This is a genomic window from Streptomyces sp. NPDC050535 (assembly GCF_044457665.1).
Lineage (GTDB): Bacteria > Actinomycetota > Actinomycetes > Streptomycetales > Streptomycetaceae > Streptomyces.
Window position 1 is genome coordinate 552,453 of record NZ_JBITHE010000001.1, and the last position, 20,100, is coordinate 572,552.

Annotated in this window: 17 protein-coding genes; 14 read left to right on the forward strand and 3 right to left on the reverse strand. The window is 70.1% G+C overall.

The annotated features are described in order from the left end of the window. Positions 1-15 precede the first annotated feature (15 nt). From ACIBLC_RS02330 to ACIBLC_RS02345, 4 genes are read left to right on the forward strand one after another with little or no spacing between them, the layout of a single operon-like run. Complete coding sequence (locus tag ACIBLC_RS02330) at positions 16-759, forward strand: amino acid ABC transporter ATP-binding protein (RefSeq protein ID WP_399208718.1); 744 nt, start codon at positions 16-18, stop codon at positions 757-759. Between the two features lie 17 nt (positions 760-776). After that, entirely contained in the window at positions 777-1,694 is a 918-nt protein-coding gene (locus ACIBLC_RS02335; RefSeq protein WP_399208720.1) for a glutamate ABC transporter substrate-binding protein, read from the forward strand. A 7-nt stretch (positions 1,695-1,701) separates the two neighbouring features. Continuing rightward, the gene (locus ACIBLC_RS02340; protein ID WP_399208721.1) at positions 1,702-2,346 is read left to right on the forward strand and encodes an amino acid ABC transporter permease; all 645 of its coding nucleotides are present in this window, start codon (positions 1,702-1,704) and stop codon (positions 2,344-2,346) included. Then, on the forward strand, positions 2,343-3,233 hold the full coding sequence (locus ACIBLC_RS02345) for an amino acid ABC transporter permease (RefSeq protein ID WP_399208722.1): 891 nt from the start codon (positions 2,343-2,345) through the stop codon (positions 3,231-3,233). Before ACIBLC_RS02340 ends, ACIBLC_RS02345 begins: the two co-directional genes overlap by 4 nt. A gap of 47 nt (positions 3,234-3,280) precedes the next feature. On the opposite strand, the gene ACIBLC_RS02350 is transcribed toward ACIBLC_RS02345, so the two are convergent. Next, positions 3,281-4,849 carry an alpha/beta fold hydrolase gene (locus tag ACIBLC_RS02350; protein WP_399208723.1) on the reverse strand — a complete coding sequence of 523 codons (1,569 nt, stop codon included), beginning with the start codon at positions 4,847-4,849 and terminating at the stop codon, positions 3,281-3,283. Between the two features lie 139 nt (positions 4,850-4,988). Then, entirely contained in the window at positions 4,989-5,741 is a 753-nt protein-coding gene (locus ACIBLC_RS02355; RefSeq protein WP_399208724.1) for a hypothetical protein, read from the reverse strand. Positions 5,742-5,845: 104 nt separating this feature from the next. Here ACIBLC_RS02355 and ggt point away from each other — a divergent pair, with 104 nt between their 5' ends. Then, complete coding sequence (gene ggt / locus ACIBLC_RS02360) at positions 5,846-7,651, forward strand: gamma-glutamyltransferase (protein WP_399208725.1); 1,806 nt, start codon at positions 5,846-5,848, stop codon at positions 7,649-7,651. Between the two features lie 57 nt (positions 7,652-7,708). Here ggt and map read toward each other — a convergent pair whose 3' ends face one another. Then, the gene (map, locus tag ACIBLC_RS02365) at positions 7,709-8,476 is read right to left on the reverse strand and encodes a type I methionyl aminopeptidase (RefSeq protein WP_399208726.1); all 768 of its coding nucleotides are present in this window, start codon (positions 8,474-8,476) and stop codon (positions 7,709-7,711) included. Positions 8,477-8,508: 32 nt separating this feature from the next. On the opposite strand from map, the gene ACIBLC_RS02370 reads away from it, so the two are divergent. The 9 genes from ACIBLC_RS02370 (at position 8,509) to ACIBLC_RS02410 (ending at position 20,005) form a co-directional block, all read left to right on the forward strand. After that, positions 8,509-8,760 (forward strand): helix-turn-helix domain-containing protein, encoded by a 252-nt coding sequence (locus tag ACIBLC_RS02370; protein ID WP_399208727.1) that lies wholly within the window; start codon positions 8,509-8,511, stop codon positions 8,758-8,760. Positions 8,761-8,934: 174 nt separating this feature from the next. Next, positions 8,935-10,890, forward strand: a complete 1,956-nt coding sequence (locus ACIBLC_RS02375) for a hypothetical protein (RefSeq protein ID WP_399208728.1) — start codon at positions 8,935-8,937, stop codon at positions 10,888-10,890. Between the two features lie 163 nt (positions 10,891-11,053). Beyond that, entirely contained in the window at positions 11,054-11,896 is an 843-nt protein-coding gene (locus tag ACIBLC_RS02380; RefSeq protein ID WP_399208729.1) for a nitrilase-related carbon-nitrogen hydrolase, read from the forward strand. Beyond that, positions 11,893-13,179, forward strand: coding sequence for an aspartate aminotransferase family protein (locus tag ACIBLC_RS02385; RefSeq protein ID WP_399208730.1), 1,287 nt, complete (start codon positions 11,893-11,895; stop codon positions 13,177-13,179). Before ACIBLC_RS02380 ends, ACIBLC_RS02385 begins: the two co-directional genes overlap by 4 nt. A 22-nt stretch (positions 13,180-13,201) precedes the next feature. Continuing rightward, positions 13,202-14,758 carry a PucR family transcriptional regulator gene (locus tag ACIBLC_RS02390; protein ID WP_399208731.1) on the forward strand — a complete coding sequence of 519 codons (1,557 nt, stop codon included), beginning with the start codon at positions 13,202-13,204 and terminating at the stop codon, positions 14,756-14,758. Between the two features lie 148 nt (positions 14,759-14,906). Beyond that, positions 14,907-15,749 carry a nitrilase-related carbon-nitrogen hydrolase gene (locus tag ACIBLC_RS02395; protein ID WP_399208732.1) on the forward strand — a complete coding sequence of 281 codons (843 nt, stop codon included), beginning with the start codon at positions 14,907-14,909 and terminating at the stop codon, positions 15,747-15,749. 139 nt (positions 15,750-15,888) lie between these two features. Continuing rightward, on the forward strand, positions 15,889-17,289 hold the full coding sequence (gene hydA, locus ACIBLC_RS02400) for a dihydropyrimidinase (RefSeq protein WP_399208733.1): 1,401 nt from the start codon (positions 15,889-15,891) through the stop codon (positions 17,287-17,289). A gap of 18 nt (positions 17,290-17,307) precedes the next feature. Continuing rightward, positions 17,308-18,330, forward strand: a complete 1,023-nt coding sequence (locus ACIBLC_RS02405; RefSeq protein ID WP_399208734.1) for a TIGR03842 family LLM class F420-dependent oxidoreductase — start codon at positions 17,308-17,310, stop codon at positions 18,328-18,330. Positions 18,331-18,475: 145 nt separating this feature from the next. Beyond that, on the forward strand, positions 18,476-20,005 hold the full coding sequence (locus tag ACIBLC_RS02410) for an NCS1 family nucleobase:cation symporter-1 (RefSeq protein WP_399208735.1): 1,530 nt from the start codon (positions 18,476-18,478) through the stop codon (positions 20,003-20,005). Positions 20,006-20,100: the final 95 nt, after the last annotated feature.

Sequence of the window (20,100 nt, forward strand, 5' to 3'; positions counted from 1 at the left end):
TGGGTAGGGCCGGGCATGGCTGTCGATCCGTTGATCGAGCTGCATGACGTGAACAAGTACTTCGGGGAGTTGCATGTCCTTCAGGACATCAACCTCACCGTCGGCAAGGGGGAGGTGGTCGTCGTCATCGGCCCGTCGGGGTCGGGCAAATCGACACTGTGCAGGGCGATCAACCGGCTGGAGACCATCGCGTCGGGGACGATCAAGCTCGACGGCAAGCCCCTCCCGGAGGAGGGCAGGGCCCTCGCCCAGCTCCGCGCGGAGGTGGGCATGGTCTTCCAGTCCTTCAACCTCTTCGCCCACAAGACGATTCTGCAGAACGTCTCGCTCGCCCAGGTCAAGGTCCGCGGCCGGAAGCGGGAGGAGGCCGACAAGCGCTCCCTGGAGCTCCTGGACCGCGTGGGCCTCGCCTCGCAGGCCCCGAAGTACCCCGCGCAGCTCTCCGGCGGACAGCAGCAGCGCGTGGCCATCGCCCGCGCCCTCGCCATGGATCCCAAGGCCCTGCTGTTCGACGAGCCGACCTCGGCGCTCGACCCCGAGATGATCAACGAAGTCCTCGAGGTCATGCAGCAGTTGGCGCGCGAGGGAATGACGATGGTCGTCGTCACCCACGAGATGGGCTTCGCGCGCTCCGCCGCCAACCGCGTCGTCTTCATGTCCGACGGCCGCATCGTCGAGGACCGCGCCCCGGAGGAGTTCTTCACCAGTCCGCGCAGCGAGCGCGCCAAGGACTTCCTCTCCAAGATCCTCAAGCACTGAGCGGGGGAGCGCACCGCATGATCCGTACGACACGTGTGTGCCGTGCCCTCGTGGCGCTCACGGCACTGATCGCCACAGCCGTGGCCTGCGGCAAGGAGGGCAGCCCGCCCGCCAAGGGGCCCGCCGCCGGCGAACTGCCCGACTACCAGGTCGTCCAGGGCTTCCAGCTCCCCTCCTCGCCCACCTGGGAGCGCGCCAGGAAGCGCGGCCACCTCACCGTCGGTGCCAAGGAGGACCAGCCCTATCTGGGCGAGAAGGACCCGGCGAGCGGCGCCTACTCCGGCTTCGACATCGAGATCGCCAAGATGATGTCGGCCTCCCTCGGCTTCGCCCCCAGGTCGGTCCACTTCAGGACGATCGCCTCCGCGAACCGCGAAACCGCCCTGCAGAACGGCCAGATCGACTACTACGTCGGCACCTACACCATCAACGACCTGCGAAAGAAGCTGGTCGGCTTCGCGGGCCCGTACTACATGGCGGGCCAGTCCCTGCTGGTGCGCACGGACGAGAACGACATCCACGGGCCCCAGGACCTCGCCGGCAGGACCGTCTGCTCGGCGGCCGGATCGACCCCGTACCAGCGCATCAAGTCGGACTACCCGAAGGCGAAGCTCGTCTCGTACGACACGTACTCGGTCTGTGTCGACAACCTGCTCACCTATCAGGTCGACGCCGTCACCACCGACGACGCCATCCTGATCGGCTACGCGGCGAAGGTGCCCGACGAACTCAAGGTCGTCGGCAAGCCGTTCTCCGAGGAGCCGTACGGCATCGGCGTGCCGCGCGGCGACAACGCGCTGCGGTTCGCGCTCGACGACGCGTTGGAGGCCCGCGAGAAGAACGGCGACTGGAAGAGGGCGTACGAGGCGACGCTCGGCCTGTCCGGCGTGCCGGCGCCCACCTCGCCCAAGATCGACCGCTACCAGGGGGGTTGAGGCCGTCGTGAACGTACTGACAGACAACTTCTCCACGTTCGGCGACGGGTTCCTCGGCACCGTCGAACTCACCGTCTACGCCTCGGTGCTGGCCCTCGCGCTCGGCTTCGTGATGGCGTCGTTCCGGGTCGCCCCGGTCGGCTCCCTGCGGGCCCTGGGCACGGCGTGGGTGACGGTGCTGCGCAACACCCCGCTCACCCTGCTGTTCTTCGCGGTGCTGCTCGGCCTGCCGCGCTTCGGACTCGTGCTGCCCTTCGAGGTGTTCGCGATCCTGGCGCTCGGCTGCTACACCTCGGCGTTCATCTGCGAGGCCCTGCGGTCGGGCATCAACACCGTGCCCAAGGGGCAGGGAGAGGCGGCCCGCAGCCTCGGTATGACGTTCAGCCAGACCCTGTCTTTGGTGGTGCTGCCCCAGGCCTTCCGTTCGGTGATCCCGTCGGTCGGCTCCACCCTCATCGCGCTGGCCAAGAACTCGGCGATCGCGGGGGCGTTCAGCGTCACCGAACTGCTCGGCACGTACAAGATCCTCAGCGAACTCGGCTACAGCATCGTCTGGACCTTCGTCTGGATCGCCGTCGGCTACCTGATCGTCACCCTTGCCATCAGCGCGGTTTTCAATGTCCTCGAAAAGCGCTGGGGAGTCGCCCGATGACCGCCACCGCCACCGAATCCACCGCCCTCTACGACATCCCGGGGCCCAAGACCCGTCAACGGCACCGGATGTACGGGATCCTGTCCACCGCCGTGATCCTGGGGCTCATCGGCTGGATCCTGTATCTCCTGTTCGACACCGACCAGTTCACGTACACGAAGTGGATGCCCTTCGAGTACAAGGGCATTCAGGAGCTGCTGCTGAAGGGTCTCGGAAACACGCTCAAGGCCTTCGCGATCGCCGCCGTGCTGTCGCTCGTGCTGGGCACGGTGCTCGCGACCGGCCGGCTGTCGGACCACCGGCCGGTGCGCTGGGTCTCCACGCTGCTCGTCGAGTTCTTCCGTGCCATGCCCGTACTGGTGATGATCTTCTTCATCTTCGTGGCGCTCAAGGTGCAGCCGCTGCCGGCGCTGGTCGCCGGGCTGACGCTCTACAACGGCTCGGTGCTCGCCGAGGTCTTCCGTTCGGGTGTCAACGCCGTCGAACGCGGCCAGCGGGAGGCGTCGTTCGCGCTCGGCATGCGCAAGAGCCAGGTCATGTCGTACGTCCTCGTGCCGCAGGCCGTACGGTCCATGCTGCCCACCATCATCAGCCAGCTGGTGGTGGCCCTCAAGGACACCTCGCTCGGCTATCTGATCACCTATGAGGAGTTTCTCCATGCCGGGAAGCTCATCGCGTCGAACCTCGACTACGATTTGCCGTTCATCCCCGTGGTGATGGTGATCTCGCCGATCTACATCGGGATGTGCATGCTGCTCAGCTGGTTCGCCCAATGGGTGTCCCGGCGGGAGCAGCGCAGTCCCAAGACCGAGGCCGTGGACGTGGCACCGGCCGAACCAGGGACGCTGCTGCCGGGTGGGGGTCCCCCCACAGCCCCGAGGAAGTAGGGGAGCAGCAGCTCACAGGGCCAGACCCGACCGGCGGCAGCCGGAGATCACTTGCGCAGGGGCACCGACACATACGACGGGTCGTGCTCCGGCGAGGAGAAGGTCAGCTGCGCGCCGGACGGGTTGTGCTCGATGTAGAGCGGGTCGACCGTGTCGACGACCAGGGCGAGACGATGCCCTGCCGGGATGTCGTAGGCCGTGGAGAAAAGCTCCAGGTCGACGCCGAACGGCTTGCCGGGCGTCTGCCCGTGGAAGGTGTACGGCGCGTTGCTGACCAGCTTGCCGAGGCCGAGCGGGCCCACGTCGTAGAGGTACGCGACGAGGGTTCCGCTCTCCTTGGTGCCGGTGACCGTGGTGTGCAACTCGGCGGTGCCGCGCACCTCTTGGACACTCGTGTACCTCTCCGACTGCCAGACGGCCGCCCAGCGGCGCGGGAGCAGCGGGATCGACGCCGTCGGGGGCGACTGGGCGAGCTGGTCGAGGATGCTGGAGAGGAAGACGACGCCGCCGTTCGCGCCCGAGTCGACGTTCGCGCGGATCGTGGTCGTGCCGGCCAGGGCGATCTTCCTCGAGGTCGCGCCGACCGACTTCCAGTCCGGGTAGCCCTCGTAGCCGCCTGTGGAACGGGACTTGAGCCGGACCGGCTGCTCTCGGTCGATTCCGTTGTCCTCGCCCTTGAGGTAGTGGTCGAACCAGCGGCCGGTGTCCGTCCACACGTCGTTGGGGAGTCCGAGGAGGCCGGTCGCCTCGGCGGTGGCGTGGTCGCCGGGGCGGAACTCCAGGCGCTTGGGGCCCGTCAACCGCTCGTAGAACGAGGCGTATTGGTTGGGCGGGAAGATCGTGTCGCCCCAGGCGTTGGCCATCATGATCGCGGCGCCGTTGGCGTTGATCCGGTCGACGTAGGTTTCGGGGGAACGTTTCTTCCCCCAGTCGAGGATCGCCTGTTCCCTGGAGAGGTCGGAGGCGAAGAAGTCCTTGAACACCTGCTGGAGTTCGGCGCTGGGGCGGCCGGTGAGCGAACCCGCGCCGTTGAGCAGGGCGGCCGCCTGGGAGTGCTGGGTCCGGCCCGAGTAGATCGAGTCGATCAGGTCGGCCCAGCCGCTGAGGGCGGCGACCGCCTTGATCCGCTTGTCGTGCGCGGCGGCGAGCAGGCTGATGCCGGCGCCGTACGACACGCCCGCCATGCCGACCCTCGCCGCGTCCGCCGGGGTGTTCGCGAGCGCCCAGTCGATCACCTTGGACGCGTCGGCCGTGTCCGGTGGGCCCGCCACCTCTATCTCCCCGCCGGACTGCCAGAAGCCGCGGACGTTGTAACTGACCACCACATAGCCCGCGTTCGCCAGCTTCTGGGCCTGTGCGAGGTACTCGACCTGGGGCAGGCCCCAGCTCGTGGGCAGCACGAGGAGCGGGTAGGCGCGGGCGTCGTCGGCGCCCGCCGGGGTGACGACGTTGGCCTTGAGGAGCGTGCCGCCGTCGCCGGCGATGTCGACGAAACGGACACCCGCCGTGGTGGAGGCCTGGGCGGCGGGGGCCAGGCCGAGGGTGGTGCCGGCGATCAGGGTCGCCGAGACGACACCGGTGGCGGTGGTACGCAGGGCTTTGCGGGGGTGTCCCACGGTCACTCCTCACTCGTGTAAGTGGAAAGTGACCCGACGGTAACCTCGGGCTCTTACCGCAGGTAACCCGTCGGTAAGTTACGTGCCAGTAACGATCGTTGAACAGTGATCGGGACTAGGAGGTGCGAAGCGATCGGGCCTAGGAGGCGCGATGGGAGTTCTTGGCCGAGGTCGCCTCCGGAATCGGGGTCTGCGCCGCGCGCGTCACGTCCGCGACGAGCTCGACGACGTCGGGGCCGTACGCCTGCGAGTTCACGATCTTCAGGAGCAGCACGAAGGAGTTGTTGCCGTGCTTGCGGGCGAGCCGCTCATGGTTGCGGGCCAGATAGCGGGAGGCCGCCTGGTTGGTGATCGCCCGCTGGCCGCAGAACAGGAACACGGGCCGCGCCGTGTTGCCCGCGGTGAGCCGGGCCAGGATCGCGTACTCGCCCCTGCCCGCCTCCAGCCGGTAGCGCTCGGTGCCGACCTGGAAAGCGCCGCGGTCCGGGCCGGGTTCGGCGTCGGTGTTGACGCGTATACCCGGCAGCAGGGAGTGCAGATGCGCGGCCATCCGGCGGTTCGACGACGGTCCGCCGACACAGAACTCGGTGCGTTCCCCGAAGCCCTGCTGCGCCGCGTCGTGCGCGATCACCTGCGCGTGCGCGCCGCAGTCCTTGATCAGGGCGGAGAGTTCGAGCAGGGCGAACACGTCGTGGCGCATCACGGTGAGCTCGGGGCCGCCCGCCTCGCGGTTGACCACCAGGAGCGACTCGGAGTTGGCGGGGAGTCCGAAAAAGGCCTGCTTGCGGCGGAGTTTGCGCTTCCACAGGTACGTACGGGCGAGCCAGCCGAGCGCGGCGCTGATGCCGGCGGCGAGCACGCCCAGGACGAGGTTGCGCACGTCGTCATTCATGGGCGCGCATGCTAGCGGGAATGCGGAATGGTGTTCGAGGGGGTCCTGACGGGAACGCCGCCCTGAAGTTACGCTGCGCGGACGGCTGTTGACTGGAGGTACGGATGCGTCGCCCTGTTGCGCGGAATCTGGCGGTCTTGGCGGTTTCGGCCGCGGTGGTGTCGGTCGGCGCGGCAGCACCGCCGTCCGCGACCGGCGGCGAGGGCGCGGTGAAGAAGGTGCCGGTCGCCGTCGGCTACGGCGGTGCGGTGGCCAGTGTCGACGCGGACGCCTCCGCCGCCGGTATCGAGGTCCTGAGGAAGGGCGGCAACGCGGTGGACGCCGCGGTCGCCACGGCGGCGGCCCTCGGGGTCACCGAGCCGTACTCGTCGGGCATAGGCGGGGGCGGCTACTTTGTCTACTACGACGCCAAGTCCCGCAAGGTGCACACCATCGACGGCCGGGAGACGGCCCCGCTGACCGCCGACTCGGGGCTCTTCCTGGAGAACGGGCAGCCGATCGCCTTCGCGGACGCCGTCACCAGCGGACTGGGTGTGGGCACGCCGGGCACGCCCGCGACCTGGCAGAGGGCGCTGGAGAGCTGGGGCAGCGAGCGGCTCGGTACGGTGCTGAAGCCCGCCGAGCGCCTCGCACGCGACGGCTTCACCGTCGACGCCACCTTCCGCTCGCAGACCGAGTCCAACGAGGCCCGGTTCAGGAACTTCCCCGACACCGCCGAGCTGTTCCTTCCCGGCGGCTCGCTACCGGTGGTCGGCTCGACCTTCAGGAACCCCGATCTGGCCCGCACGTACAAGGAGTTGGGCAGGAAGGGCGTCGACGCGATCTACGACGGCGACCTCGGCCAGGAGATCGTCGACACGGTGAACAAACCGCCGGTGGACCCGGGTTCGGGCTACAACGCCCGGCCCGGCGAACTGTCGCTCGACGACCTCGCGGCGTACGAGGCGAAGCGGCAGGCGCCGACGAGGACCTCGTACCGCGGTCTGGACGTCTACTCGATCGCCCCGTCCTCCTCCGGCGGCACCACGGTCGGCGAGGCGCTCAACATCCTTGAGCGGACCGACCTCTCGAAGGCGAGCGAGGCGGAGTACCTGCACCGCTTCATCGAGGCGAGCCGGATCGCGTTCGCCGACCGGGGGCGCTGGGTGGGGGACCCCGCCTTCGAGGACGTACCGACGAGGGAACTGCTGTCGCAGAAGTACGCCGACTCGCGGGAGTGCCTGATCAAGGACGACGCGACCCTGACGAGCCCGCTGGCGCCGGGCGACCCGCGTCACCCGGCGGCCTGCTCGACGGCCGGTACGGCGGCCCCGACGACGTACGAGGGCGAGAACACCACGCATCTGACGGTGGCCGACAAGTGGGGCAACGTCGTCGCGTACACCCTGACCATCGAGCAGACCGGCGGCAGCGGCATCACGGTCCCCGGCCGCGGCTTCATCCTCAACAACGAGCTGACGGACTTCTCCTTCGCCCCGGCGAGCCCGGCGGTGCCCGACCCGAACCTGCCGGGTCCCGGCAAGCGGCCGCGCTCCTCCATCTCGCCGACGATCGTGCTCGACCAGCACGGCAAGCCGGTCGTGGCGCTCGGTTCGCCGGGCGGCGCGACCATCATCACGACCGTGCTCCAGACCCTGACGGGTGTCGTCGACCGTGACCAGCCGCTGGTGGACGCGATCGCCGCGCCGCGCGCGAGCCAGCGCAACCAGACCACCACCGAACTCGAACCGGGCCTGTGGAACAACCCGTTGAAGGCTCAGCTGGAGTCGGTCGGCCAGGCCTTCCGGCAGAACCCCGAGATCGGCGCGGCGACGGGCGTACAACGGCTGCCGAACGGGAAGTGGCTCGCGGCGGCCGAGACGGTACGGCGGGGCGGCGGGTCCGCGATGGTGGTGCGGCCGGCGTCGTAGAGGAGCCGAGGCGGTGGGGCGGGGCGGTCGGCGCCCGCCCCGCTGTCGCGACCGCCCTCAGCGCGCCGTCAGGATGCGGGGGCCCGCGTCCGTGATCGCCACGGTGTGTTCCGCGTGGGCCGCGCGGGAGTGGTCGTTCGTGCGGAGGGTCCAGCCGTCGGGGGCCGCGTGGAAGCCGTCGGTGCCGCCGCCGATGAGCATGGGCTCGATGGCGATGACCATGCCGTGGCGCAGCGGGAGCCCGCGGCCGGGGCGGCCTTCGTTCGGGACGGGCGGGTCCTCGTGCATACGGCGGCCCACCCCGTGGCCGCCGAAGCCCTCCGGGATGCCGTACCCCGCGGTGCGGCACACCGTGCCGATGGCGTGCGCGATGTCCCCGATGCGGTTGCCGACCACGGCGGCCTCGATGCCCGCCGCGAGGGCGCGCTCGGCTGCCTCGATGAGGCGTACGTCGGCGGCGCGCGGCGTCCCGACGGTGAAGCTGATCGCCGAGTCGCCCACCCAGCCGCCCAGTTCGGCGCCGAAGTCGATGGAGACCAGGTCGCCGTCGCGCAGCCGGTAGCCGGTGGGGATGCCGTGCACGATGGCGTCGTTCACGGAGGCGCAGATGACCGCGGGGAACGGGACGGGCGCGAACGAGGGGTGGTAGTCGAGGAAGGGGGAGCCCGCGCCCGCGTCGCGCAGGACCTGGTGTGCGATCTCGTCCAGTTCCAGGAGTGAGACGCCCACGTCGGAGGCCTCCCGCACCGCTGTCAGGGCCCGGCCGACCACCTGGCCCGCCTCGTACATCTCGTCGATCGACGTGTCCGTCTTCAGTTCCACCATGCCAATTACTATACCGGGATTAGAATGGGGGCATGGTGCGTAACCCCTTGACCCCCGAAGAGCACGAGCGCGGCGAGCGGCTCGGGCGGCTGCTGCGTGAGGCTCGCGGTGGGCGGAGCATGGCGCAGGTCGCGGCGCACGCCGGGATCTCCGCCGAGACGCTCCGCAAGATCGAGACCGGACGGGCGCCCACTCCCGCCTTCTTCACCGTGGCGGCGCTCGCCCGTGCGCTCGGGCTGTCCATGGACGAACTCGCGGGGGAGTGCGTGCCGGCCGTGGTGTGACCCGTCCGCCGTCGCCACCTGGCATCGGATGCCCGGGCAGACCGGGAAATCGCCTCAACTCCCCTTGAGGTCACAGCACTCTGCGTCCGGTCCGAAAACTCCTCGTAGCCGTTCCGTAACACGGAGGGTGTTTTCTACCGGATCAGAACACTCCAGTCTGGCGGGAGTTGTGTGATGGCTGTGGAACAACTCCCGTTGCAGGTGGGGGAGTTCGCTGGGTTTCTGAACGCGCTGATGGAACGGCTCGACCAGGGCGGTGGTTGGTGCGGAGTTTTCTGGCAGCGTGATCCGGACGGCATGCGGGCCTGCCTCGGCGGGTGGGAGGTGCCGCCGTGGGATGTCGTGGAGGCGCTCCTCCAGGATGTCGCGGCCGAGTACGGAGACCGTGCCGCCGCCCAGGAGAGCGAGCGGGCCCGCGCCCTGCACGGTGCCTCGCTCGCCGCGTACGACGCCAGGCCCGGCGGTCGCGACGCGCTCAGCGACCGCCTCGACGTCGTTCTCCGCGAACAGCGCTACGCCGCCGAGCGCCAGGCGGAGCTGAACCGGCTGCTCCGCTCGGCCGGCTCCCGGCAGGACGTCGAGTCGATCCGCCTCGACCTCGCCTGGGCCCACGACGACCACGAACGCGCCACCGCACGCTGCGCGGAGATCCGCCGCCGAATGGAGAGCCTCGACCGGAGTGCCCTGGACTTCACGACCGGTTCCGGCGGCTCCGGGAACCAGGCGGGCCGGGACGGCGCGGAACAGCCGTCCGGCCCGGCCGTTGTCCGGCAGGGGGACGGGGAGCGGCCCTCCGAGGCGAGTCGCGGGGTGCTGGGATCCGGGCGGGCGGCTCGGCGCCGCTCGAGGGTCCCGGAGCAGGCGGGGCCGCGGTCGCCGTCCGCCGATCCCGGGACCCAGGACGCCGACCGGGCGGCCTCCCGCGCCGACGCGTACGGCTCCACCACGAACACTCCCGCCGCCGGGAACCCGAATGCGCACGCCCCGCACGACCAGCACGAAGCCGCGTACGCCCCCGGCACGGGCGGTCACTCGCAGCACGACGCCGGGTACGCCAGTGACGGCGCCGGCCCAGACGCGTACTTCCGGCGCGAAGGCGCGTACGCCACTGACGGCGCCGGCCCGGGCGCGCAAGCCCACCGCGACGCCGTGTACGCCACCATCGCCCGCCCCGACGACGGGCCCCGCCTCGACGACGGCCGCCGCGCCGCCGCTTACGCCCCCACCCCCCGCCCCGACGACGGGCCCCGTCTCGACGACGGTCGCCGCGCCGACCCCGCGCGGCGCGACGGCGTACACGCCTCCGCCGCCCAGGCCGGCACCTCCCGCGAACCCGCCGCGGAGTCCGACGGCCCCGAGCCCCCGGCCGAGGACCCCGCGCCCCCCACCGCCAAGCAGCGCTCGAAGCGCCGTACCCGAGGCAGTGCCCGTTTCGCCGGAATGTTGGAGCCGGAGGCGGAGGCGGCTGCCGGGGGCGTCCCGGAGACGGGGGTGCCCGCCGTGCCCGCACGGGCCGCGAAAGGCCGTCGTACTCCCCGTGGGGCCCGTTTCGCGGGAGTCGCCGCGGAGGGGGAGCCGCCGCGGCGGGTGCCGCTGGACGACGACACCCGGCGGGACACCGTCGAGACGGTGGGAAGGCTGGTCCGGCTCCGGAACGAGCGCCGTAGCGGCGAGGCGCACGCCGTGCTCGTGGAAGCCGCGGGCTGGCCGGCCGCCCGGTTCCCGCTGCTCGCCGCCGAACTGCACCGCGCCGGCCTCGACGCCGACTGGGCCACCCTGCTCTGGGAGGCCGCGTCGCTGCCCGCCGACCGGCTGGTCGCCGCCGCCGACGCGCTCGTCGCGGCAGGCCGCACCGCCGACGGGCAGCAGATGCTGCGCCAGGGCGTCTCCCGGCCCGCGCCGGAGATCGGCGCCGCCGTACTGCGTCTCACCGAGCAGGCCCGCCACCGGGAGATCCGCGCGCTCCTCGGCGCGTACGTGCGGATGCGCACCCCGGAGGAGTCGGCCCGTAGCGCGGAAGCGGATCCACAGCGGCTGGTGCCGCTCCTTCTGGAGGCCGCGAAGGGGGTGTCCGAGGAGCGGCACCGGGATGTCGTGCACGCCCTGCGGGTCGCCGGGTTCACCGCCTGACCGGTCCGGCGCGCTCACCCACAAGGGGTGCGAAACGTGATCGACTCAGCGGGTTAACGACGATGGTCTTGGCAACGCTGTTCAGTGGGCTTACTTTCGAGCCTCTACCGCCTTTGTCTACGGGCGTAGAAGCTCTCTGACATCCCTGTCGAAGGAGCAGCTCATGGCCAACGTCGTACGCGCCGCTCTCGTCCAGGCCACCTGGACCGGCGACACCGCATCCATGGTCGCCAAGCATGAGGAGCACGCCCGCGAGGCGGCCCGGCAGGGCGCCAAGATCATCGGCTTCCAGGAAGTCTTCAACGCCCCCTACTTCTGCCAGGTCCAGGAACCCGAGCACTACAGCTGGGCGGAGCCCGTGCCCGACGGGCCCACCGTCACCCGGATGAAGGAGCTCGCGCGCGAGACCGGCATGGTCATCGTCGTGCCCGTCTTCGAGGTCGAGCAGTCCGGCTTCTACTTCAACACCGCGGCGGTGATCGACGCCGACGGCAGCTACCTCGGCAAGTACCGCAAGCACCACATCCCCCAGGTCAAGGGCTTCTGGGAGAAGTACTACTTCAAGCCGGGGAACCTGGGCTGGCCCGTCTTCGACACCGCGGTGGGCCGCGTCGGCGTCTACATCTGCTACGACCGCCACTTCCCCGAGGGCTGGCGGCAGCTCGGTCTCAACGGCGCCCAGCTCGTCTACAACCCGTCGGCGACCTCCCGCGGCCTCTCCTCCCACCTCTGGCAGCTGGAGCAGCCCGCCGCGGCCGTCGCCAACGAGTACTTCATCGCCGCGATCAACCGGGTCGGGCAGGAGGAGTACGGGGACAACGACTTCTACGGCACGTCGTACTTCGTCGACCCGCGCGGGCAGTTCGTCGGCGAGACGGCGAGCGACAAGACCGAGGAACTCGTCGTCCGCGATCTCGACTTCGACCTGATCGAGGAAGTGCGCCAGCAGTGGGCGTTCTACCGCGACCGGCGCCCCGACGCGTACGAGGGGCTGGTGCGGCCGTGACCGACCTCTACGCACGCCACCAGGCCGTCCTGCCCGACTGGCTGGCCCTCTACTACGAGGACCCGATCGAGATCACCCACGGCGAGGGCCGGCACGTCTGGGACGCCAAGGGCAACAAGTACCTCGACTTCTTCGGCGGCATCCTCACCACGATGACCGCGCACGCGCTGCCCGAGGTGACGAAGGCGGTGAGCGAGCAGGCGGGGCGGATCATCCACTCCTCCACGCTGTACCTCAACCGCCAGATGGTCGAACTCGCCGAGCGCATCGCCCAGTTGTCCGGCATCCCGGACGCGCGCGTCTTCTTCACGACCTCCGGCACGGAGGCCAACGACACGGCCCTGCTGCTCGCCACCGCCCACCGCCGCAGCAACCAGATCCTGGCGATGCGCAACAGCTACCACGGCCGTTCCTTCACCACGGTCGGCATCACCGGCAACAAGGGCTGGTCGCCGACCTCGCTCTCGCCGCTCCAGACACTGTACGTCCACGGCGGCGTCCGCACCCGCGGCCCGTACGCCGCTCTCAGCGACGCCGAGTTCATCGCTGCCTGCGTCGCCGACCTGGAGGACCTGCTCGGTCATGTGCGGCCGCCCGCCGCCCTGATCGCCGAGCCCATCCAGGGAGTCGGCGGTTTCACGGCACCGCCCGACGGTCTGTTCGCGGCCTTCCGCGAGGTGCTCAAGGAGCGCGGCATCCTCTGGATCTCCGACGAGGTACAGACCGGCTGGGGGCGGACGGGCGAGCACTTCTGGGGCTGGCAGGCGCACGCGGCCTCCGGCCCGCCGGACATGCTCACCTTCGCCAAGGGCATCGGCAACGGCATGTCCGTCGGCGGCGTCGTGGCGCGCGCCGAGATCATGAACTGCCTGGACTCCAACTCCATTTCGACCTTCGGCGGCTCGCCGGTCACGATGGCGGCGGGCCTGGCGAACCTCTCGTACCTCCTCGAACACGACCTCCAGGGCAACGCCCGGCGCGTCGGCGGTCTGCTCATCGAGCGGCTGCGGGCGATCACCGCGCGACTGGACGGCGTACGGGAGGTCCGGGGCCGCGGGTTGATGATCGGCATCGAGCTGGTCAGGCCCGGCACGGACGAGGCGCATCCCGAAGGCGCCGCGGCCGTGCTCGAAGCGGCCCGCGCGGAAGGCCTGTTGATCGGCAAGGGCGGCGGTCACAACACCAGCGTGCTGCGGATCGCTCCGCCGCTGACCCTCACCGTCGCGGAGGCGGAGGAGGGCGCGGCGATCCTCGAGCGCGCGCTGAGGTGTCTCACCCCGTAGGACCGAGTAAGGGAACGCCGCCATGACCACCGCCCTGGAACCAGCCCTCTCGGTACGCCAGGTCCTCACCATGGACCGGGTGCTCGCCGGAGAGCCCGAGGTGGTGGCCGGCGCGAGCCATCTCGACCGGCCCGTGCGCTGGGTGCACGTCGCCGAGGCCGCCGACGTCGGTGTGATGCTCACGGGCGGCGAGATGGTGCTCACCACCGGAGTGCTGCTCGCGGGCGACCCGGAGGCGCAGGCCGAGTACATCCGCTCACTGCACCGCGCGGAGGCCGCGGCCGTCGTCCTCGGACTCGGCCGGGCCTTCCCCACGCCGCCGGACGTGATGCGCAGGGCGGCCGAGCGGTGCGGGCTGCCGATGGTGGTGCTCCACCGGCCCTTCCCCTTCGCCGAGTTGACGGAGGAGGTCCAGTCCCGGCTGATGCGGAGCAAGTTCGCGGCGGTGAGCCTGTCCGAGGCGGTACGGACCGCGCTGACCGGACTCATCACCTCGGGAGCGCCGCTGCAACGGATGCTCGACGAGATCGCCGGGCACGCCGCCTGTCCCGTCGTCGTCACCAACCTCGCCCACCGGGTCCTCGCCACGGCGGGGGAGCGGTCCGCCGTGGACGACGTGCTGCGCGACTGGGAGCGCATCTCCCGCCAGGCGGGCGGCAGCGAGGGCGACGGGTGGATCAGGGCGGAGCTGGGTGGGCGCGGCGAACGCTGGGGCCGGATCGTGCTGTGCGGCCACCGGGGTGAGGCCGCCACCGGGCGGCTGCTCGCCGACCGGGCCGCCGAGGCGCTGGTCCTGCACCGGATGCTCGGCGGCTCCACGCACACCTGGGAGGAGCAGTCCGCGCAGAGCCTGCTGACCGATCTGGTGAGCGGTGTCGTACCGGCCAGGCAGCTGTTGCCCAGGGCGCGGGCGGCCGGGCTGCCCGTCAACCGGCGCACGTTCGTGCCGCTGGTGGTGCGGGACGGCGACCCGGCCCAACTCGACCGCGTACTCAGGCTGCTGGGGCTTCCCGGGCTGGTCGCCGAGCTCGCGGACGGGGCCACCGCCGTGCTGCTCAGCCTCGCCAGGGACCAGGACGCGGAGGCGCTGACCACGCACCTCGCCGCACGGCTGCGGCACGAGACCGGGGCTCCCGCGACCGTGGCCGCCGCTTCCCCCCGTACCGACTGGGACGACGTGTGCGCGGGCCTGCGCGAGGCCCTGCACGTCGCCGAGGCCGCCGCCGACGCGCCCGCCGGGCTGGACCAGCCGGTGCTCGTGCGGCTGCGTGACGTCCATCTGCGCGGCCTGGTGCGGCTGTTGCGCGACGACCCGCACGTACAGTCCTTCGCCGAGCGGGAGTTGGACGGGCTGCTGTGCGGTGCCGACGCCGAGGCGGAGCTGCTGCCCGTGCTGCGGACGTATCTCGCGACCGGCCGCAACAAGTCGCGCACCGCGCAGCTCCACCATGTCAGCAGGCCCGCGCTCTATCGCCGGCTGGAGGCCATAGAGGCCCGGCTCGGCGTCGACCTCGACGACTTCGAGCAGGCCGCCTCCGTCCACATCGCGCTGCTCGCGCACGACGCCCAACAGAGGTGAAACGCCGTGGAAAAGTGCGGGAAACACCCGCGTACGGGCCGGGGTGACACGGTGCAACGCCCGGCGTCCGCAGACGTGACACGGTGCAACTCAACCCCGGCCCCAGGACTTCCTAGGCTCCTCGCACACCGAGCGACCGGAGGTCCCGATGAGCAGAGTGATCCGAGCCGCTGTCTTCCAGACCGCGTGGACCGGCGACAAGGAGTCGATGATCCAGGTCCACGAGCAGGCGGCCCGCGACGCGGCCGCGCAGGGCGCACAGGTCCTGTGCTTCCAGGAGCTGTTCTACGGACCGTACTTCTGCCAGGTCCAGGACAAGGCGTTCTACGCGTACGCCGAGCAGATCCCCGAAGGCCCGATCGTCCGGCGCTTCCAGGCGCTGGCCAAGGAACTGGGCATCGTCCTCGTCCTGCCGATGTACGAGGAGGAGCAGCCCGGCGTCCTCTACAACACCGCGGCGGTGATCGACGCCGACGGCTCCTACCTGGGCAAGTACCGCAAGACCCACATCCCCCAAGTGCCGGGATTCTGGGAGAAGTTCTACTTCCGGCCGGGCAACTCCGGCTGGCCGGTCTTCGACACCGCCGTCGGGAGGATCGGTGTCTACATCTGCTACGACCGGCACTTCCCGGAGGGCTGGCGTGCGCTGGGGCTCGCGGGCGCCGAGATCGTCTTCAACCCCTCGGCCACCTCGCGCGGTCTGTCCGGCTACCTGTGGCAGCTGGAGCAGCCGGCCGCGGCCGTCGCCAACGAGTACTTCGTGGGCGCGATCAACCGGGTGGGCGTCGAGGAGTACGGCGACAACGACTTCTACGGGACCTCCTACTTCGTGGACCCGGAAGCCCAGTTCGTCGGCGAGGTGGCCGGCGACAAGGAGACGGAGCTCGTCGTCCGGGACCTGGACCTGGCCAAGCTCCGCGAGGTGCGCGACCGGTGGCAGTTCTACCGGGACCGCGCGCCGGGCGCGTACGGGCCGCTGACGGCTCCGTAGCCGCTTCGGACCCCGCGGGCCCGGCTCACGGGGGGCCGGGCCCGCGGCACCGACTTCGTTGTGCGGAAACAGCGTTGACCTCAGCCATTAACAGCTGCGGTATTCCCTCAGTGCACGCACGACCGGAAGGAGAGGGAGCATGAGCCGAACCGTCATCAGGGGTGGACTCGTCGTCACCGCGTCCGACGAGATCCACGCCGACGTCCTGATCGAGGACGGCCGGATCGCCGCCCTCGCCGCGACCGGCACCCCGGCGGCCGACGCGTGGACGGCCGAGCGGGCCATAGACGCCACCGGGAAGTACGTCATCCCCGGCGGTGTCGACGCGCACACCCACATGGAGCTGCCCTTCGGCGGCACCTTCGCCTCCGACACCTTCGAGACGGGCACCCGGGCCGCGGCCTGGGGCGGCACCACCACCATCGTCGACTTCGCGGTGCAGAGCGTGGGCCACTCCCTGCGCGAGGGCCTCGACGCCTGGAACGCCAAGGCCGACGGCAAGTGCGCCATCGACTACGCCTTCCACATGATCGTCTCCGACGTCAACCAGGAGACGCTCAAGGAGATGGACCTGCTGGTGGAGGAGGGCGTCACCTCCTTCAAGCAGTTCATGGCCTACCCCGGCGTCTTCTACAGCGACGACGGCCAGATCCTGCGCGCCATGCAGCGCTCCGCCGAGAACGGCGGCCTGATCATGATGCACGCCGAGAACGGCATCGCGATCGACGTCCTGGTCGAGCAGGCGCTCGCGCGGGGGGAGACCGATCCCCGCTTCCACGGCGAGGTCCGCAAGGCGCTTCTGGAGGCCGAGGCCACCCACCGCGCCATCAAGCTCGCGCAGGTGGCCGGCGCTCCCCTGTACGTCGTGCACGTCTCGGCGCAGCAGGCTGTCGCCGAGCTGGCCCGGGCGCGCGACGAGGGCCTGAACGTGTTCGGCGAGACCTGCCCGCAGTACCTGTTCCTGTCGACGGACAACCTGGCCGAGCCCGACTTCGAGGGCTCGAAGTACGTGTGCAGCACGCCGCTCCGGCCCAAGGAGCATCAGGCGGCCCTGTGGCGCGGACTGCGCACGAACGACCTCCAGGTCGTCTCCACCGACCACTGCCCCTTCTGCTTCGTGGGCCAGAAGGAGCTCGGACGCGGCGACTTCTCGAAGATTCCCAACGGGCTCCCCGGTGTGGAGAACCGGATGGACCTGCTCCACCAGGCGGTCGTCGACGGGCACATCTCGCGCCGCCGCTGGATCGAGATCGCCTGTGCGACGCCGGCCCGGATGTTCGGCCTGTACCCGAAGAAGGGCACCATCGCGCCGGGCGCCGACGCCGACATCGTCATCTACGACCCGCACGCCGAGCAGGTCATGTCGGTCGAGACCCACCACATGAACGTCGACTACTCGGCGTACGAGGGCAAGCGCGTCACCGGCCGGGTCGAGACGGTGCTCTCGCGCGGCGAACTCGTCATCACCGAGCGGGAGTTCACCGGGCGCGCGGGACACGGCGCCTACACCCCCCGGTCCACCTGTCAGTACCTTCTCTGAGCGACCAGGAGCGGCGCCATGGACTTCGGACTCGTCCTGCAGACAGACCCACCCGCCTCCCGCGTCATCGACCTGATGAAGCGGGCCGAGGCCAACGGCTTCACGTACGGCTGGACCTTCGACTCCGCCGTGCTGTGGCAGGAACCCTTCGTGATCTACAGTCAGATCCTCGCGAACACCGAGAAGTTGACGGTCGGCCCGATGGTCACCAACCCGGGCACCCGTACCTGGGAGGTCACCGCCTCCACCTTCGCGACGCTCAACGACATGTACGGCAACCGCACGGTGTGCGGCATCGGACGCGGTGACTCGGCGATGCGCGTCGCCGGACGCAAGCCCAACACCCTGGCCCGCATCAGCGGCGCCATGAAGGTCATCCGGGCCCTCGGGCGTGGCGAGGAGGCCGACCTCGGCGGCACCGTCATCAAGTTCCCCTGGGTCAAGCCCGGCGCCGAACTCCCGGTCTGGATGGCCGCGTACGGACCCAAGGCCCTGAAGATGACCGGCGAGGAGGCCGACGGGTTCATCCTCCAGCTCGCCGACCTGTACCTCACCGAGTACATGGTCAAGACGGTGAAGGACGCGGCAGCCGAGGCGGGCCGCGACCCGTCCGACGTCAAGATCTGTGTGGCCGCGCCCGCCTACATCACCGCGGACGACTCACCCGAGGCGCTCGCCCACGCCCGCGAACAGTGCCGCTGGTTCGGCGGCATGGTCGGCAACCACGTCGCCGACCTCGTGTCCAAGTACGGGGAGCACTCCGCCGCCGTACCCGACGAACTCACCGACTACATCAAGGCCCGTGAGGGATACGACTACTCGCACCACGGCCGCAGCGACAACCCCGACACCAAGTTCGTGCCCGACGAGATCGTCGACCGGTTCTGTCTGATCGGCACCGCCGAGCAGCACATCGAGAAGCTGAACGCGCTGCGCGCGCTGGGCGTGGACCAGTTCGCGGTGTACGACATGCACGACGCGCAGGAGGCCACCATCGACGCCTACGGGACGAAGGTCATCCCCGCCCTCAACGCACTCTAGAAGCAGGGCCGTTGAGGCCCGCGAGCAATTCCCCCGTTCTCCCCTTCCCGCCGTCCCGGGAAGGGGATCAGGGCGCTTCCCCGGTGCCCCCCCCAAGTCGCCCCGCACGGCCTTTCCCGCCACTCCTCACTTGATTGGCCTGCCCATGACCGACACCGTCCCCACCGACAGTCCGCCGCCCGCCGCCCAAGTCACGCTCCCCGACGGCCGGGTGGAGATAGCCCCCGGCGCGCCCGTGCCCAGCGGTCCCTACGCCAACGAGGACCTGCTGCCGGTCCCGATAGAGAAGCGCACCTGGACCACGTACAACTTCTCGGCGCTCTGGGTCGGCATGGCCCACAACACCGCTTCCTGGACTCTGGCCTCCGGTCTGATCGCCGTCGGCATGGACTGGAAACAGGCCGTGTTCACCATCGCGCTGGCCAACCTGATCGTGCTGGTCCCGATGCTGCTCACCGGGCACGCGGGACCCAAGTACGGCATTCCGTTCCCGGTCTTCGCCCGTGCCTCCTTCGGTGTCCGGGGCGCCAACCTGCCCGCTGTCGTAAGGGCGTTGGTGGCCTGCGGTTGGTTCGGCATCCAGACCTGGATCGGCGGTGAGGCGATCTTCTTCCTCGCCGGGAAGCTCTTCGGCGACAGCTGGGCGAACGCCGGCCACATCGGCGGCTACGCCTGGACCATGTGGCTGTCCTTCGCGATCTTCTGGGTGCTCCAGGTCGCCATCATCTACCGGGGCATGGAGACGATCCGCCGCTTCGAGAACTGGGCGGCGCCCTTCGTGCTCGTCGGCGCGGGCGTGATGCTGTGGTGGATGAGCGACAAGGCGGGCGGCTTCGGACCGTTGCTCGACCAGCCGTCCAAGCTCGGCTGGGGGCCCGACTTCTGGACGCTCTTCGCCCCCGCCCTCATGGGCATGATCGGCTTCTGGTCCACGCTGTCGCTGAACATCCCGGACTTCACCCGGTACGGCAGGAGCCAGAAGGCGCAGACCTGGGGGCAGGCGCTCGGCCTTCCCACCACGATGACGCTCTTCGCCTTCCTGTCCGTGATGGTCACCTCCGGTTCCCAGGCGGTGTACGGCGAGGCGATCTGGGACCCGGTCCAGCTCGCCGCCAAGACGGACAACGTCTTCGGCATCATCTTCGCGCTGGTGACGGTTCTGGTGGCGACCCTGTCCGTGAACGTCGCGGCCAACCTGGTCTCGCCGGCCTTCGACTTCTCCAACATCGCGCCCCGTAAGATCAGTTTCCGGGCCGGTGCCCTCGTCACCTGCGTGCTCGGCGTGCTGATCTTCCCGTGGAAGCTGTACTCCGACCCGCAGGGCTACATCTTCACCTGGCTCGGTCTCGTCGGCGGTCTGCTCGGCACGGTCGCCGGCATCCTCATCGCCGACTACTGGATCCTGCGCCGCACCAAGCTCGACCTCGCCGACCTCTACAGCACGGGCGGCCGCTACTGGTACGACGGCGGCTGGAACTGGCGGGCCGTGGTCGCCTTCGTCACCGGCGGCGTACTGGCCGTCGGCGGCGCCGACTTCCATCCACTGATCGACGGACGGCCCATCCCGGCACTGGACGCGCTCGCCGACTACGGCTGGGCGGTCGGCCTCGGGACGTCGATGGTGCTGTACCTGGCGCTGATGCTGGCGCGAGGGCGGGGGAAGACGACTGTCTGATTCAGGGCCACTTGGGTGGGGCCGACCGTCTGACGGCGGTCGGCCGCACCCATCCGGTCAGCCGCACCCATCGGGTCAGCCTCGCCATTGCCGCT